General features: G+C 62.7%; 13 protein-coding genes. 9 read left to right on the forward strand and 4 right to left on the reverse strand.

Annotation, left to right across the window (positions count from 1 at the left end):
- Nucleotides 1–7 precede the first annotated feature (7 nt).
- Nucleotides 8–736, reverse strand: a complete 729-nt coding sequence (locus OKW43_RS35090) for a FadR/GntR family transcriptional regulator (protein ID WP_429452989.1) — start codon at nucleotides 734–736, stop codon at nucleotides 8–10.
- Between the two features lie 390 nt (nucleotides 737–1126).
- Between OKW43_RS35090 and OKW43_RS35095 the strand changes: the two genes are divergently transcribed.
- From OKW43_RS35095 to OKW43_RS35125, 7 genes are all read left to right on the forward strand, one after another.
- Nucleotides 1127–2254 carry a sugar ABC transporter substrate-binding protein gene (locus OKW43_RS35095; RefSeq protein WP_429452991.1) on the forward strand — a complete coding sequence of 376 codons (1128 nt, stop codon included), beginning with the start codon at nucleotides 1127–1129 and terminating at the stop codon, nucleotides 2252–2254.
- Nucleotides 2255–2290: 36 nt separating this feature from the next.
- Complete coding sequence (locus OKW43_RS35100; protein WP_187633718.1) at nucleotides 2291–3865, forward strand: sugar ABC transporter ATP-binding protein; 1575 nt, start codon at nucleotides 2291–2293, stop codon at nucleotides 3863–3865.
- Complete coding sequence (locus OKW43_RS35105; RefSeq protein ID WP_187633717.1) at nucleotides 3862–4842, forward strand: ABC transporter permease; 981 nt, start codon at nucleotides 3862–3864, stop codon at nucleotides 4840–4842. Before OKW43_RS35100 ends, OKW43_RS35105 begins: the two co-directional genes overlap by 4 nt.
- Nucleotides 4839–5825: an ABC transporter permease gene (locus OKW43_RS35110; RefSeq protein WP_429452994.1), complete on the forward strand. Its 987-nt coding sequence runs from the start codon at nucleotides 4839–4841 to the stop codon at nucleotides 5823–5825. The genes OKW43_RS35105 and OKW43_RS35110 overlap by 4 nt, the downstream gene beginning before the upstream one ends.
- A gap of 160 nt (nucleotides 5826–5985) precedes the next feature.
- Nucleotides 5986–6780 (forward strand): SDR family NAD(P)-dependent oxidoreductase, encoded by a 795-nt coding sequence (locus OKW43_RS35115; RefSeq protein WP_429454722.1) that lies wholly within the window; start codon nucleotides 5986–5988, stop codon nucleotides 6778–6780.
- A gap of 358 nt (nucleotides 6781–7138) precedes the next feature.
- Nucleotides 7139–9631, forward strand: coding sequence for a filamentous hemagglutinin N-terminal domain-containing protein (locus OKW43_RS35120; RefSeq protein ID WP_429452996.1), 2493 nt, complete (start codon nucleotides 7139–7141; stop codon nucleotides 9629–9631).
- Between the two features lie 615 nt (nucleotides 9632–10246).
- Nucleotides 10247–11476 (forward strand): aminotransferase class I/II-fold pyridoxal phosphate-dependent enzyme, encoded by a 1230-nt coding sequence (locus OKW43_RS35125; RefSeq protein ID WP_429452998.1) that lies wholly within the window; start codon nucleotides 10247–10249, stop codon nucleotides 11474–11476.
- A 166-nt stretch (nucleotides 11477–11642) separates the two neighbouring features.
- Here OKW43_RS35125 and OKW43_RS35130 read toward each other — a convergent pair whose 3' ends face one another.
- Genes OKW43_RS35130 through OKW43_RS35140 form a run of 3 tightly spaced genes read right to left on the reverse strand, consistent with a single transcriptional unit; the run spans nucleotide 11643 to nucleotide 13783 of the window.
- Nucleotides 11643–12239, reverse strand: a complete 597-nt coding sequence (locus OKW43_RS35130) for an NADPH-dependent F420 reductase (protein WP_429453000.1) — start codon at nucleotides 12237–12239, stop codon at nucleotides 11643–11645.
- Between the two features lie 28 nt (nucleotides 12240–12267).
- Nucleotides 12268–13035 (reverse strand): SDR family NAD(P)-dependent oxidoreductase, encoded by a 768-nt coding sequence (locus tag OKW43_RS35135; protein WP_429453002.1) that lies wholly within the window; start codon nucleotides 13033–13035, stop codon nucleotides 12268–12270.
- A 13-nt stretch (nucleotides 13036–13048) separates the two neighbouring features.
- A complete protein-coding gene (locus OKW43_RS35140; RefSeq protein ID WP_429453004.1) occupies nucleotides 13049–13783 on the reverse strand; it encodes an SDR family NAD(P)-dependent oxidoreductase in 735 nt (244 codons plus the stop codon).
- A gap of 106 nt (nucleotides 13784–13889) precedes the next feature.
- On the opposite strand from OKW43_RS35140, the gene OKW43_RS35145 reads away from it, so the two are divergent.
- Together OKW43_RS35145 and OKW43_RS35150 are read left to right on the forward strand one after the other, a co-directional pair.
- Nucleotides 13890–14855 (forward strand): LysR family transcriptional regulator, encoded by a 966-nt coding sequence (locus OKW43_RS35145; RefSeq protein ID WP_429453006.1) that lies wholly within the window; start codon nucleotides 13890–13892, stop codon nucleotides 14853–14855.
- A gap of 233 nt (nucleotides 14856–15088) precedes the next feature.
- A complete protein-coding gene (locus OKW43_RS35150; RefSeq protein WP_429453008.1) occupies nucleotides 15089–15472 on the forward strand; it encodes a hypothetical protein in 384 nt (127 codons plus the stop codon).
- Nucleotides 15473–15600: the final 128 nt, after the last annotated feature.

The following is a 15600-nucleotide window of genomic DNA, read 5'->3' on the forward strand; positions in this document are numbered from 1 at the left end:
GTTCGGGCTAACGCCAGGCCTGCGTGAATTCACCGATTACGCGCGCGAGATGCGCCTGCATCGACGCGCGCGCACTGGCCGCATCGCGCGCCATGATGGCGGAAAAGATGCGCTGATGGTCATCCTGTGAAGCCGCCCGCAACGCGGGCGTATGGAAGTGCTCCTCGATCTTTGTCCACAACGGGTCGGCGCGGGAGTTGTCCCACATCGCGGCCACCACGAGCCGGAGCATTTCGTTTCCCGTCGCCCGTGCAATCGCCAGATGGAACTCGCGGTCGGCCGCCTCGTTCGCGGCCTTGTCGTCGATGTTTTCGCGCATCGCGCGTAATGCGGCGAAGAGTCGGTCGAGGTCCGAATCTTTGCGTTCCGTCGCGGCGAGCGCCGCAATCCCGCTTTCGATCACCGCCCGTGCACGCAGCGTCTCGATCGGACCCAGCCCGCGCGGCAGTTTGAACATGGCCGAGCGCGCCTGCGATGCTTCAGCCACATAGATGCCCGAGCCGATACGGACCTCGACCACTCCCTGCACTTCGAGTGCGATGATCGCCTCCCTAACCTGCGTGCGGCTGACGCCAAATCGCTCGGCTAGCGTGCGTTCGGAAGGCAGGCGGGCGCGAGGCCCGATGTCGCCTGCCGCGATCAGGTCGTAGATCCGGTTCGCGAGCCCGACATACGAACGGTCGGCCGTGTCCGCGTCGGCGGCTCGGCCGGTTGACGTGTGCGAAAGATCGGCCATCTGGGACTCTCGAAATGGTCGAAGCCGCCGGGCGACGGCTGAACCTCGTCAAAATGGTACACCAATCGCCGTGCAACGCCGCATCCGTTCACGGCAGCGGAGTCTTTATCCAGCAAGGCTTTCAGCCCGGTCGCCCGGTGCGCCGGGCTCACTGGTAAACCACTATCGCGCGCGGATTGGTATGCCAGTACTGTCAGACGGGAACGCGTATACGCAGTCCTTCTTTTCGCTTCGAGGAGGCGCCGTTGAAAAGGTCCTTCTGCAAGTCCGATCCAGTCCCGCTATAGCAACTCCGCAAGGTTCCGTGCGTCACGCACACCGTGCCGGCCATCCACGACCAGCCATGTGCGCCGGCAGTCGGTACGTCCAATCGAACGAAAAGGAGGCAACATGCTTTCAGGAATCCACGTGCTTCGAGCGGCGGCGAGCGCTGCATTGGCGCTGTGCGCAAGCGCGGCTTTCGCGCAGGTTTCGATCGTTTCCGGGCCGTCCAGCGATCCCACCTGCCTGGTCCCGTGGAGGAGCGACACGAAGTTCATCAAGTATCCGAAGAAGAACGGGCCCTACCGGATCGCGCTCGTGAACGGCTATATCGCGAACACCTGGCGTATCCAGATGATCAAGACGGCCAAGGCCTACACGGCGCAACCGGCCGTCGCCGCCAAGCTCAAGGAATTCAAGGTCGTCTCGACCGGCGAGGACGTTCCGGCGCAGATCTCGGCCGTCAACAACTTCATCGATGCCGGCTATGACGCGGTCATCGTGGACGCGCAGAATCCCTCCTCATTCGGCCCAGCGATCCGCCGCGCGAAGAAAGCCGGCGTCGTGCTGATCGCTTTCGACAACACGCTCGACAGCGATGACGCGATCAACGTCAACGTCGACCAGTATGGTCTCGGCGTGCTGTGGGCCAAGTGGCTCGCGGGCCACCTGCCGAGCGGAGGCAAGGTGCTCGAGGTTCGCGGGGTGGCGGGCACGTCGGTCGACACGGACCGGCACAATGGTTTCCTGAAAACGTTGGACGACACCGGCAAGAAGTGGAACGTCGTCCAGGTCTACGGCAAGTGGGACGACGGGGTGGCGCAAAAGGCCGTCGCCGACGCAATTGCCGTGCAGGGTCATTTCGATGGAATTTCGGCGCAAGGCGGCGACACGGGCGTCGTGCGCGCGATGATCGATGCGAAACATCCGTTCGTGCCTTTCGGCGGCGAGACCGAGAACGGTTTTCGCAAGTTCTGCGCGCAGTATGGGAGCGAGGGCCTGAAGTGCACGTCGGCGGGCACCGGTCCCGCGCAGGTGGCCGTGGCGATCAAGACGGCGCTCGCTGCGCTGGACGGCCAGACGATCCCGGTCGCGATCAAACTGCCGCTCGACGTCACCGACGATTCGAAGCTGAAGGCGAACGTCAACTATTTCCCGAACGACTCGGATAACTTCTTCGTCGGCAACTCGTTTCCGACTTGCGGCATCAATTTCTCTGCGCAGGAAATCATGAAGCAGAGCCAGGGCAACCAGTGATCGGATGATGGCCGGCGCTGTGACGGGAGACGAAGCATGCTGCAGGACCCAGAGCAGCCGTTCTTTCAGATGTCTGGCGTGTCGAAAAGCTACGGCGGCGCCGTCGCGCTGGATCAAGCCGAACTCACGGTGCGCAGGGGCCGCATTCACGCGATCCTCGGCGAGAACGGCGCGGGCAAGTCCACGTTGCTGAAGGTGATGTCCGGCGTCGTGCGGGCGGACGAGGGCACGATGCACCTCGATGGCCGGGAGGTCTCGTTCGCGTCACCCGCCGAGGCGAACGCGGCCGGCATCGTCTGCGTATATCAGGAGCTGTCACTGATCCCCGACTTGAGCGTGGCGGACAACATCTTCGCTTCGAACCCGCCGCGACGTTTCGGGATGATCGACCGGCGGGCCCAGCGCCGCCAGGCCGAGGAGGCGCTCGCGCGAGCGGGCGCCGCCGACATCAATCCGCTTGCCAAAGTCCGGGACCTGCCGCTGTCGCGCCAGCAGATGGTCGAGCTCGCGAAGGGGCTGGCACACGCGCCGCGCATTCTGATCCTCGACGAAGCCACGTCGGCGCTGACCGCGGCCGACGTCGCGCGCGTGATCGAGGTGCTCAAGCGCCTGCGCGAAGAGGGGCTCGCGTTGCTGTTTATCTCGCACCGGATGCACGAGGTGAAGGCGCTCGCGGACGAATGCACGGTCTACCGGAACGGTCGCCATGTGATGAGCTTCGAAGCAGGCGCGCGCTCCGACAATGAGGTCGTCGAAATGATGATCGGCCGGAAGTACCAGCATGCGTTTCCTGCCAAACCCGCAGCCAAACCGGCGGACCAGCCCGCGGACGGCCGCACCACCGCTCCGGTTCTCGCCTGTCGTGATCTCGCGTGGAGCGACACGCTGCAGGGCATCAGCTTTTCGTTGAAGCGCGGTGAAATACTCGGGCTGGGCGGCCTCGACGGACAAGGCCAGCGCGAACTGCTGCTCGCGCTGTTCGGCGTGTTGCGCGGTTGCGCGGGCAAGATCGAGATCGACGGCAAAGCCGTGTCGATCGGTAGCCCGACGGCCGCGCGCGCCAACGAAATCGGTATGGCGCTGATACCGGAGGACCGCAAGACCGAAGGCTTGATGCTGCCGATGTCGGTACGCGAGAACCTGTCGTTTGCCGCGCTCGATCGCATGTCCACCGCCGGCGTCATCGATCGCGACCGCCAGCAATCGCTCGTCGACCGGATGATGGAACTGCTTGCGATCAAGTCGTTCAGCGTCGACGCGCCCGTGGGCTCGCTGTCGGGCGGCAACCAGCAGAAGGTGGTCATCGCGAAGTGGCTGATCCGGCAGCCACGGATCCTGCTGCTGAGCGACCCGACGCGCGGTATCGACGTCGGCACCAAGCAGGAGCTTTATCAACTGCTCAGGCGCCTCGCCGATGAAGGCGCCGCGATCCTGTTCTATTCGACCGACTATGACGAGCTGATCGGCTGCTGCGACCGCGTGCTCGTACTGTACGAAGGCAGGATCAAGAAGGAACTCGTCGGCTCGGCGATCACCGAGCAGAACCTGATTGCCAGTGCTCTCGACCTGCCCGTCGGACAGATTTCACCTTCCACGGGAGTCGCGCTATGAGCGGGCTGCGTTACTGGTATGTGGAGAATCGCGGAGCGGTGTTCGCGTTCGGCCTGTTCGTGCTGATGTTCGCGATCTATCTGTTCAACTATCCGTCGGCGTTGTCGGCCAACGTGTTTCAGACGGCAGCGAACAAAGCGGTATTGCTCGCGCTCGTCTCGATGGGGCAGGCGCTCGTCGCGCTGACCGCCGGCATCGACCTGTCGATCGGCATGACGCTGGTGCTGACGAATTGCATCGGATCGTGGATCGTCACGGGCGACACGCTGCACAGCGCGCTCGGCATCGCCGGTGTGCTCGCGGCGGGCGCGCTGTGCGGCGCGCTGAACGGCGTGATCATCATTTTCGGCCGGCTGCAGCCGATCGTGACGACGATTGCGACGGGCGCCGTCTACTACGGACTGGCGCTGCTACTGCGCCCTGTGCCCGGCGGATCGATCAACGAGGACCTCGCCGACGCGCTGACCGGCAAGGTCGCCGGCGTCCTGCCTGCGAGCCTGCTGATTCTGCTCGCAGCGATAGTGATCGTCTGGATTCCTTTCAAACGCTCGGCGGTCGGGCGGGCGGCGTACGCGACCGGGTCGTCCGAACCCGCGGCTTTCCTGTCCGGCATGCCGATCCGCCGCGCGAAGTTCGCGAGCTATACGCTGGCCGGCCTGCTCGCGGCAATCGGCGGCCTGTTTCTGACGTTCTTCACGGACACCGGCGATGCGAGCCTCGGCAGCGCGAACTCGTACACGCTGTTTTCGATCGCCGCGGTAGTGATCGGCGGCGTGTCGCTGCTCGGCGGCAAGGGCAGCGCGACCGGCGCGATCTTCGGCGCATTCGCGTTCCGTTCCATCGGCGATCTGTTGTTCGTGTTCAACGTCGATGCGCTGTGGCAGCCGCTATTCCAGGGCGTGATTCTTCTGCTTGCTGTCGCGATCGGCGCGTGCGGCTTGTTCAGGGTGCGCAACCGTCTGGAGTGGTTTCAATGAGCCACGTTTCCGCAACCGGCCGGACCACGTTCGTGTCGAGGCTCACGCGCGGAATCGACAAACCGATCGTGATCGCGTTCGCGTGTATCGTTGCGCTGCTGCTCGTCGGCGGCATGTATTCGCGGAACTTCACGTCGCCGGAATACATCCTGCTGCAACTGAAGGTCGGCGCGTTCCTCGGCATCATTGCGACCGGCCTGATGATGGTGATCCTGCTCGGCCACATCGACCTGTCGCTGCCGTGGACGATCACCGTCGGCGCGATGATGGCGTGCGCGGTCGCGGGGCACGGCGAACTCGGGCGCATCCTCGCGATTCCGGTCGGGATCGGTTGCGGCGTGCTGATCGGCATCGTCAACGGCATCCTCGTCGCGCTGCTGCGCATCCCGTCGATGATCGCGACGCTCGCGACCAATGCGGTCGCGCAGGGCATCATGATCGTCTATACCGGCGGATCGTCGCCGCAGGATTCCGCGCCGCAGGTGATGCGATGGCTGGCGGCGGGCTGGCTCGTACCGGGCGTGCCGAATGCCGTCGCGCTGTGGCTGGTGATCGGCGGTGCCACGGTGTTCCTGCTGTCGCGCACGACCTTCGGCCGCACGCTGTACGCGATCGGCAACACCGAGCGCGCGGCGTATCTTTCCGGGATCGATACGCGGCTCGTGACGGTGACCGCCTTCGCCGTGTGCAGCGCGTTCGCGGCATTCGGTGGCGTGCTGCTCGCGGGCTATGCGTCGAAGGCGGCACAGTCGATGGGCGATGCTTATCTGTTGCCGGCGATCGCGGCGGTCGTGCTCGGCGGCACGTCGATTCTGGGTGGACGGGGCTCATACCTCGGCACGGTGGCCGGCGCGATCCTCATCACACTGCTGCAATCGATCCTCTCGGTCGCGCAGATGCCGGAGGCGGGGCGTCAGATCATCTATGGCGTGGTGATCGCGGCGATGCTGCTGCTGTATGGGCGTAGCAAGCGGGAGGCGTAGGCCGGGCCGCTGGTCCGCCAAAGCTGCAACTATCCACGTCCCCTCGCTGGGCGTTCCTGTCGCGGTGGCTGCCTGGCGCGAAGCTCGGACGGATCGAGGAAAAAGTTTCCGTTGCCGGCCATGCGCTCGACCATGAAGTCGATGAACGTCTTCACGCGGTATCGGCGCATTGATTGCCGAAGCGGCGCTCGCGGACGGCAACGCCGTCGTGGCCGCCGGACGTCACGTGCCGGCCATCGTCGAGCGTCTTGGCGACTCGGTTGGGTTGCTGCCGGTTGCGCTGGACGTCACCGACGAGGCTCAGGCAAAAGCGGCGGTGCAGTTGGCGGTTGAAAAATTCGGCCGCATCGACGTGCTGGTCAACAACGCTGGCTTTGGTCTGCTGGGTGCGGTGGAAGAGTCTGCCGACAAGGACGTGCGTCGCATGTACGACACAAACGTATTCGGCTTGCTGAACGTCACGCGTGCTGTATTGCCGACGATGTGCGCGAACCGCTCGGGCCACGTGATCAATATTTCATTGATTGGCGGCTATCGGGCCGCGGCGGGATTTGGCGTGTATTCGTCGACGAAGTTCACCGTCGAAGGCATTACGGAAGCGTTGCATGCGAAGTTGAAACCGCTGGGCGTTCACGCGACAGTGGTCGAGCCGGGGTATTTTCGTACGGACTTTCTGGATGCGTCGTCACTCGTCGTTGCGCCGAACGTGATCGACGATTATGACGAAACCTCGGATGCGGTTCGCCGCAAGGCCGTACAAATGAACCACAAACAGCCTGGCGACCCGAGGAAGCTTGCAGCCGCCATGATCGCGCTGGTCGACGCGTCGAATCCACCGTTGCGCCTTCCGCTCGGCACGGACACACTGGCTGCCATCGCTGCGAAAAACGCTTACGTGACGCAGGAAACGGAAACGTGGAAGGCGCTGTCGATATCGACTGACTTCGCTGCCTGAATGACGAAAGCGGCGGCTCGGCATCGGTTGAGCCGCCGCCCGCCCGACTGGCCGTTGCCGCATCGGTCTCCTATTCGTAAGCTTTCGAGGCACGGCGGCAGAGCTTCGGGAGTGGTCATTGCGTTGGTGTGGAACCGAATGGCGCCTCCGATTTATCTACCACCTGGTTTTTCTTCACCAAGTCCCCCCACACAAACGGGTTGGCACAAAAAGCCCCATAAGAAGGCGCCACGCGCTGAGATATCGGCATGCGTGCGCGACGCCAACTGCTATTCTTCAGACACGGCGACTCACGCGTCTCCGGTCGGCTCCGCGGGTCGTTGGCGGCCATTCCGCATGCATGCGGAAAGGGGGCTGTATGTCACGTCCAGAACGACCTCGGTCCGTGGGACGCGCACGGAATCGTGAGCAGTCCAACGGACGCATCTGGCTTGCCACTGGCATTTCGCTGACTGGGCTTTGCCTGACACCCGTGGCGTTCGCGGCGGGCAGCCTTCCGCAGGGCGGCCATTACGTCGCTGGCACCGGCACGATAGCGGGCGCGGGCAACAGCCTCGTGATCACCCAACCTGATTCGACACGCGGTGTGATCGACTGGAACAGCTTCTTGATCGGCAGGAACAATAGCGTGACGTTCAACAACGGCGGAGGTGCGACGCTGAACCGGGTGACGGGTGGCTCGCTCTCAGCGATCCTCGGCACGCTCACTGCCACGGGCAGCGTGTACTTGATCAATCCGCAAGGCATCGTCGTGGGTCGATCCGGCGTGGTGGCGACGGGCGGACGCTTCGTCGCATCCACGCTGGACACGTGCGACTGCGCGTTCATGAACGGCGGCGCGCTTACCCTGTCGGGCAACTCGGACGCGGTAGTCGTGAATCTCGGGAAGATCAGCTCCAGTGGCGGCGACGTGTTCCTGCTCGCCCGGACCGTGATCAACGCTGGAACCGTCAATGCGCCTGAAGGCACGGCGGAATTCGCGGCCGGATCGAAGGTGCTGCTGCAGGACTCGTCGAGCGGCCAACAGGTATTCGTCCAGGCGGGCAGCGCGGGCAATGTGATTGATTCGGGTACCACGCGCGCCGCGCAGATCAGCCTGCAAGCCGCGGACGGCAACGTGTACGCGCTCGCGGGCGGCGGCGCGCGCATTCGTGCGACGGGCACGGCGACCCGCGACGGCCACGTGTGGCTCGTGGCGGACCACGGCACGGTGTCGCAACAAGGCGCGATCGTGGCGAAGAACGCTGACGGCCGCGGAGGCACGGTTGATACCGAGGCAGCGCAACTGTCTTTCCAGAGAGGCGCCGCCGTGTACGCCGGTCGATGGAACATCGCGACGCCATCGCTCACCGTGGACGCCTCAGTCGCGCGTGCGCTCGAGCGCAGCCTGAATGCGGGCAGCATGGTCGACCTCACGACCACCGGCGCCAATGGTGCGGCCGGAGACCTGCAGATCGCATCCGATATCGACTGGCACGGTGCGTCGGCGCTGACGCTCGCGGCTTACCATAACGTCGCGCTTTCGTCGGGCACGAAGATCCGCAACACGGGTTCTGGTGACCTCACGCTGCGTGCGGACGCGACGGGCATCGATAACGGCGGCAGCGTGACGAACGCCGGCACGATCGACTGGTCGAAAAGCACCGGGACGGTCGGCGCGCTGTACGACATGAACGGCACCTACGCGCCGGGGACGCTGCTTGCCAACACGGCTTGGACGGCACCGTCCGACAGCGGACTGATCACGCAGATTACCGGCTACCGGCTCGTCAATTCGCTCGCGAATCTGGAAAACATATCGCTCGATCTTGCTGGCAACTATGCGCTCGGCAAGGACATCGACATCAGCACGCCACGATGCTGCGGCACAGGCGTTTATGTGCCGATCGGAACAGGCGCCACGCCGTTCACCGGGCAGTTTGATGGCATGGGCCGCACGATCTCGAATCTGAATGCGTGGCAGAGTGTTCCCGCCACAAGCGATCCGGCGAATCCCGAGGCAGCGAGTGGTCTGTTCGGTGTGATCGGCGCGACGGCCGTCGTTCGCAACGTCAGCGTAAATGGCTTCGTAAGCATCAGCGGCTATGGCTCCTTTGGCATCCTGGCCGGCGTCAACGACGGCCTGATCGTGCATGCCCAGACGAGTGGCAGCCTTTCGCCGTCTGAGGGTTTCGTCTCGGTGGATTCGATAAGCGGCGGCCTGCTGGGGTCGAATTACGGCACGATCACACGCTCGTCCAGCGACGCGGCGATGGTGAGCGAGGGCGCGTTTTTGGGCGGCCTCGTCGGATACAACTCCAGCACCGGCGTGATCCGGCAGTCGTACGAGGCGCAAAGCCCGGACATCCCGCCACCGTTTTCGGGCACCGTGAATGCCGTTGCTCACACTCAAGGCGCCGGCGGTCTGGTAGGCAAAAACGACGGTCTGATCACGCAGTCATATGCCACCGGCTCCGTCACCTTCACGCCCGACTACTGCGGTTTCAACGGTAACTCCTGCGGAGGCGGAAGCGCGGCCCTTGTCCAAAGCAACACCGGCACGATCGAGCAATCCTTCGCGACCGGCACAGTTACCCAGGTCGTCTCGCCCAGTCTCGGGCCGCCGTCGATCGGTCTTGCTCTCAGCAATACCGGCAAGATCGCCAACGACGTCTTCTGGGACACGCAGACAACCGGGGCCACGGTCGGCGTGGGCACGGGTACTCCCGTGCCGAGCGCGAATGGGCTCACCACCGCGCAGATGAGCGTGCCATCGAGCTTCGGCCCGACGTTCGACTTCAGTTCAACCGGCGTCTGGGCACTGCCGGCCGCGGCGACCCATCCGGTCCTGCGTTGGCAACTCGCTCCTTGAGGGCGCCGATTACTTCGACGCGGCTCTCGTTTGCCGTGGTATCGCCAGTGCGCGAAACCGGTTTCCTGAATGGCCAGATCCCGCTTGGCAACGGACGGCTGCAAATCCAAACTCGGATGTCTCTTTAGGGTCCGCGTGCTGCCGAACGCAGCCGTGCAAGAGCGAAGCATGTATGCCAATCGCATGAGTCGGCACCCGGCCAGGAGGCGACGGTCGACGAAGTGACTTGAATGGCCGAGGTTGCGCACGAAGCGCCCATTCACTTCTCTGGCCTAACCGCCCGCCACGCCAAGCCGCGCCGCTCACTAATGCCGGGATAAATCGCGATTCAGCCGTTTCACATCGCGGGCAACCTCGCTCGTGCGCGAATGGAAAGTGCCCCCTCGAAAAAGCTATCAACCCTCACAGTTGCGGCCTATCCACAAAGCATTTACAAAAACCTGATTGATAGGTACGCTCCAGCGTTTCGCGATGGCAACATCATGCGCCGGTGTCGATCCGGCGCAGATCCCGAGTGCCATGGCGACAGACTCCCTTTTCTGAACAGCTCGCAGAATGTGATTTTTCCAGTCATTGGCCAACACGATCTGTCACAGCGCCAAAACGGAAAACATCATGCATGACTTGAGCGAAATCGCGCACTGGCTGGAAAGCCACACGATTCACCACGTCTCTGACGTTCACGCGACACTTCCGGATCCCACCTTCATTTCGAACGGGCGTCAATTCGTTTCGTTCAGTTCGAACAATTATCTGGCGCTGGCGAATCATCCCCGGTTGGTAACTGCCGCCAAGCAGGGGCTGGATCGCTATGGCGTCGGTAACTGCGAGTCGCGGCTTCTGGGCGGCGATCTCGAGGTCTATCGCGAACTCGAGGCACGCCTCGGTGCACTCAAGCACAAAAGCGACGCGGTGCTCTTCGTGACTGGCTATATGACCAATCTCGGCGTGCTGTCGACGCTGGTCAAAGCCGCTACGTTGGCGCGCTTACACGGCTACCGCCCCAGTACTCGCCGCAAATATGCCTACTATTCGGATGAGTTCAATCACATCAGCATTCGGGAAGGCATCCAGATGTCCGGCGCGCTGCGCCACACCTACAGACACCGCGACCTGAATCATCTGGAGTCACTCCTGCAGGCGGGGGACGGCACCACACCAATCATCGTCAGCGACGGCGTGTTCAGCATGGAAGGGACGATTACCCCCCTGCCGGACTTGTTGGCGCTAGCCGAGCGCTATGGCGCCATCCTGTATATCGATGATGCGCATGCGACCGGCGTGCTTGGCGAGCACGGCGGCGGGACCTCGGAACATTTCGGTTGCTACAGCCCTCATATCATCCAGATGGGCACGTTGAGCAAGGCATTTGGCGCCATTGGCGGCTTCGTGGCGGTCGATCGCGAGATGGCTGACGTGATCCGGCTTACCAGTTCCGCCTATGGTTTTACCTGCCCGCCGCCGCCAGACCAGGCTAGCGCGCTACTGGCTGCGCTCGATCTGATGGCCGAAGAGCCGCAACGGCGGCAAAAGCTGTGGGACAACCAGCGGTATTTCATCGAGCGCATACGCTCGCTCGGCTACCAGCTGTTGTCGACCGAGACGGCAATCGTTCCCGTGCTGATCGGCGACACTGAACTGTGCCTACGCTACACCAAGGCTCTGCGTGAAGAAGGCGTCCACGTCGACTCAGTCCAGTTTCCGGCCGTGCCAGTCGGACAAGCACGACTGCGTTTCATGATGAATGCCGCCCATACCAAGCTGCAAATCGATCATGCCATCGCGGTAATGGAAAGCATCGGTGCAGAGACGGTGGCGAGCTTTCTGCCGCGGCGCCTCTCCTAGTGCCCGATATGCGCGTTATTGCGAACCCAGAACTTTCGTGGGATGACGAGGCGCAAAATGTCGGGGGCGACCGGCTTACTACCGGCGTCGCCATCCCTTCAATCAAAGTGTGGCTATGCTTTGTCCACCAGGCAGGATCGAATTTAAATTTTGCGATCACGATTCATTAGTCGAACTTGACCAAGTCCTTGAAGATCAGGTGACCCCAGTTCTTTCCGCGCGCATGCACAAGCAATCCACCTTCCGAAAGCACGCCAAGTTGGATCGGCGCGAAACCGAGATTTTTCGCAAGCGCACCAATCTCCGCTGCGGCGGCAGCATCGTCGCTCGCCAGGAACACGACTCTCCTGCCACCGTGTACAGCCGGGTCCTGGTCAAGAACGGCAGCAACCAGATGATTGAATCCTTTCACCAGGCGGGCTCCGGTGAATGCCTTCGCGACGAAGGCGGAGGACGGGAGACCGCCCAGTTCCTCAAGCGGGGCCTGCGTGTTCATCGCGTCGATGACGGTCTTTCCCTTCCAGTCGGGCAACGCCTTCGTGACCTCCGGGTGCGACTCGAAACGGACTGCCAGAAAGATGACGTCCGCCTTGACAGCTTCCGCCAGGGTTTTGGGAATGATCGTGGGCCCGATGGCGGCTGCATCGGATGCAAAGCTTGCCGGGTCGCGCGTGGTGGCAACGGATACTTCGAGGCCATTGCGGGCAAACGCCTTGGCCAGCGCGTGGCCAATCTTGCCGAAGCCGATAATTGCGTAGCTCATGAGATTCTCCTTCGGTTTTTCGGCGCGCTCAGAGCTTGTAGCCGCCGCTCGCTTCGATCGTCTGGCCGGTCACCCAGTGGCCTTCGTCAGAAGCCAGGAACGCCACGACGGCGGCGATTTCCGATGGCTCACCAAAGCGGCCCAGCGCGATTTCGGCCTCGACTGCTTTCACGAGTTCGGGATTCTCCCGGAAGGCGGCGTTCGCGTCCGTTCGCGTGTAGCCCGGCGCGACGGCGTTTGCGGTAATTCCGCGCGGCCCCAGCTCGGCCGCGAGCGCGTGGGTCAGGTTGTTGATGGCCGCCTTGGCCATCGAGTAGACGGGCGCGGCGGTCACCGGCTTCGTGGCGGCAGCGGACGAAATGTTGATGATGCGTCCGCCATCGGCGAGACGCTCCAGGGCGGCCTGAACGACGAAGAAGGGCGCGCGGGCGTAGACCGCCATCAAGGTGTCCCAACTGTCCGGCGTCGCGTCCTTGAAGCCGACCCAACCGGAGTTGCCGGCGTTGTTGACCAGAATGTCGAGAGCTTTGCTGCCGTTGCGCCGGGTCAAATCGTCGTCGAGCTTCTCGAACAAGGCCGGGATGGTTGCCGGGTCAACGAGATCCGCATGGATCGCGAATGCCGTGCCTCCCGCTTTCTCGATGGCCGCGACCGCCTCGTCCGCGCCGGATTTGCTGGTGTTGTAGGTCAGCGCGACCATCGCGCCATCCTCTGCGAGACGTTGGGCGATGGCTCGGCCAATGCCCCGCGATGCGCCGGTAACGAGGGCGGTTTTGCCCTTTAGTGGTTGTGCCATTTGATTTTTCTCCTCAGAGTTGCGCCAGGCCGCCGTCGACGGCGACCTCGCTGGCGGTCATGAAGCTGCTGTCTGACGATGCGAGAAAGGCGGCCACCGCTCCGATCTCCGCCGGATCGGCCATGCGTTGAAGCGGAGTCATCGCGGCAAAGGCCTTCTGGCCCTCCTCGCCCAGTGCCGCCTTCGCCAGTTCGGTCGCCGTCGCTCCGGGCGACAACACATTGACCCGGATGCCGGTACCTTTCAGGTCCTCCGCCCAGGTCCGCGCGAGGTTGCGCACGGCCGCCTTGCTCGCGCTGTAGGCGCTGAATGCCGGGGCACCCGTGGTGCCGGCGCTCGAACCGGTCAAAATGATCGAACCGCCTTCGCCCATCAGCGGAAGCGCCTTCTGGACCGTTAAGATCGTGCCCTTCACATTGGTGTCGAAGGTCTCGTCAATGTGCTCGGCGGTGATCTCGCCAAGCGGAAGCGGGCTTCCCGCTCCCGCATTGGCGAAGACGATTTCGAGCGTTCCGCGCTCGGCCTTCACCGCCGCGTAGAGTCGGTCGAGGTCGGTCTGATCGGAGACCGAGCCCTTCACCGCGCGGGCATGGGGCCCAAGGTCGGCCACAGCTGCGTCGAGCGCTTCCTGCCGGCGCCCGAAGATGAAGACGAAGGCCCCTTCCTCGATGAAGCGCTTTGCTGCGGCGAGGCCGATGCCGGTGGCGCCACCGGTGATCACGGCGGTCTTTCCATTCAGTCTGTTCATGTCACGCATCCTTGGAAACAAAAGCGACAGCCCCAATTCTGAATCGCTTGATTCATGAAGACAATTGACTGAATATGTATAGATATCATCTAATTTTTAGATACCTATGCTTGACAACGTCACCATCAACCAACTTCGGACCTTCGTTGCCGTGTGTGATCAGGGAAGCTTTTCGGCGGCAGCGAAGGAGCTGAAGCGTGCGCAGTCGGCGATCAGTCACGCGATCAAGGCGCTTGAAAGCGCCTTTGATGTGGTGCTGTTCGAACGCAATACCCGCAAAGCGACGCTCACCGTCGCAGGCCGCAGCCTCCTGCCTGATGCGCGTGGGGTCATCTCACGCACTGAAGAAATGAAGATGCGCGCGGTCTCGATTGCCGAAGCTGGGGTCCCACAGATCTCGATTGCCGTGGATACCTATTTTCCGCGAGCGCACCTGATTGAATGCCTGCGCGCCGTGCAGGCAAAGTTTCCGACGATTGCAATCAATCTGCGCATGACGACGATGCAGGGTGGCGAGCGCCTGGTTCTCGAAGCCACGTGCGCATTGGCGGTGACGATCATGGACGTGCCTGAGTTGAGCCCAGGTGCCATAGAAAGGCAGCATTTATGTGAAGCGCAAATGGTGACAGTCTGTGCGCCATCGCATCCGCTGGCCGCAGTCGCGGGACCGCTCACGCGGGAAGAATTTAGCCGGCACATCCAGCTCGTGGTAACCGACAATCAGTCCGATGCAGAAAAGACACAGCAGGGGGTCGCCGGTGAGCGCCAGTGGTGGGTGAATGACCTCGGGGCGAAACACGATCTGCTCAGGGGAAGCCTGTGCTGGGGGCACATGCCGCGTCACATGGTTGCGGAAGACCTCGCGAATGGGACACTTGTCGAACTCCAACGGCGCGCGTGGCACATGCGTCCTCTCACATTCATGATCTCGCACCGACGTGGCTACTCCTTTTCCGAATGCGAAATACAACTTGTCAAGCTTCTTGGCGATCCTAAGCGCTGCTCGAAAGATGCCAGGCAGCGCTCCGTCCCACGCGAAGGCAAAAAAAACCGGACGACCGGCCACACGTGAGCGACGGTCAGGGCTCCCGTTGTGGGCGCTGATGGCCGTTGGCTCGACCTGGATCGCCTACTGTGGCGATCAGCGGCGTTCTATACCTGATTACGGTGACGCTGTGGCCGCGTAACCCGATCTCGCCCGGTCGCGCTTCAGGGTTTTCCTTCGCCTCAGGCACGGCAACAATGCCGATGGTTGGCCCTCGGCGGACATGCTAGGATTTCTTTCAAACAACTCTGGAAACTGCTATGCCGTTCATCTGCGAAAACGTTGAATGTCGCGCCGTGCTGGCTCGCGGGCAGGTCAGATCCAATCACGAGGACGAGGGGTGGTGCTTCTACTGCCCGGACTGCAAAGTCAGGAACGAGTTGAAAGATATCGGCGTACCTGGCGGTCCTGTCGAGTTGGTTCAGCCAGAAAGATCCGACCTTCCGCACAAGGTAATAGCGACCGCTCGACCATTGGAGGACGGCAGGTACGCAGCGCAATTGCGCGTTCAGAGGGCACTCGGTATGAAAGGAACGTACGCGGTCGAAGAGCACTGGGATCAGCTCGGTGTATTCCTCGACGCGCATGAGGCCTTAGCGCATGCGAAGTCTTTCGCGACAGACCTGCTGGAGCGAAAGGCGTAGTCGCGAGTGGCGCGCTGGATTGCGCCATCCCTATCAATGCGCAGATCTTTGCGGCAGGCCCACGACCGTAGATCCGCGCGACAACCTGGTGCTGTACGGCGTGCATGCCGTGCAGAAAGCGATTCAGC

This window comes from Paraburkholderia sp. WC7.3g, from assembly GCF_050436345.1.
In the GTDB taxonomy this organism is placed as follows: domain Bacteria; phylum Pseudomonadota; class Gammaproteobacteria; order Burkholderiales; family Burkholderiaceae; genus Paraburkholderia; species Paraburkholderia podalyriae.

What these genes read in the sequence shown, in the direction of transcription:
- OKW43_RS35090 (WP_429452989.1), bottom strand. Translation starts at nt 736, where the DNA reads ATGGCCGATCTTTCGCACACGTCAACCGGCCGAGCCGCCGACGCGGAC.
- OKW43_RS35095 (WP_429452991.1), top strand. Translation starts at nt 1,127, where the DNA reads ATGCTTTCAGGAATCCACGTGCTTCGAGCGGCGGCGAGCGCTGCATTG.
- OKW43_RS35100 (WP_187633718.1), top strand. Translation starts at nt 2,291, where the DNA reads ATGCTGCAGGACCCAGAGCAGCCGTTCTTTCAGATGTCTGGCGTGTCG.
- OKW43_RS35105 (WP_187633717.1), top strand. Translation starts at nt 3,862, where the DNA reads ATGAGCGGGCTGCGTTACTGGTATGTGGAGAATCGCGGAGCGGTGTTC.
- OKW43_RS35110 (WP_429452994.1), top strand. Translation starts at nt 4,839, where the DNA reads ATGAGCCACGTTTCCGCAACCGGCCGGACCACGTTCGTGTCGAGGCTC.
- OKW43_RS35120 (WP_429452996.1), top strand. Translation starts at nt 7,139, where the DNA reads ATGTCACGTCCAGAACGACCTCGGTCCGTGGGACGCGCACGGAATCGT.
- OKW43_RS35125 (WP_429452998.1), top strand. Translation starts at nt 10,247, where the DNA reads ATGCATGACTTGAGCGAAATCGCGCACTGGCTGGAAAGCCACACGATT.
- OKW43_RS35130 (WP_429453000.1), bottom strand. Translation starts at nt 12,239, where the DNA reads ATGAGCTACGCAATTATCGGCTTCGGCAAGATTGGCCACGCGCTGGCC.
- OKW43_RS35135 (WP_429453002.1), bottom strand. Translation starts at nt 13,035, where the DNA reads ATGGCACAACCACTAAAGGGCAAAACCGCCCTCGTTACCGGCGCATCG.
- OKW43_RS35140 (WP_429453004.1), bottom strand. Translation starts at nt 13,783, where the DNA reads ATGAACAGACTGAATGGAAAGACCGCCGTGATCACCGGTGGCGCCACC.
- OKW43_RS35145 (WP_429453006.1), top strand. Translation starts at nt 13,890, where the DNA reads ATGCTTGACAACGTCACCATCAACCAACTTCGGACCTTCGTTGCCGTG.
- OKW43_RS35150 (WP_429453008.1), top strand. Translation starts at nt 15,089, where the DNA reads ATGCCGTTCATCTGCGAAAACGTTGAATGTCGCGCCGTGCTGGCTCGC.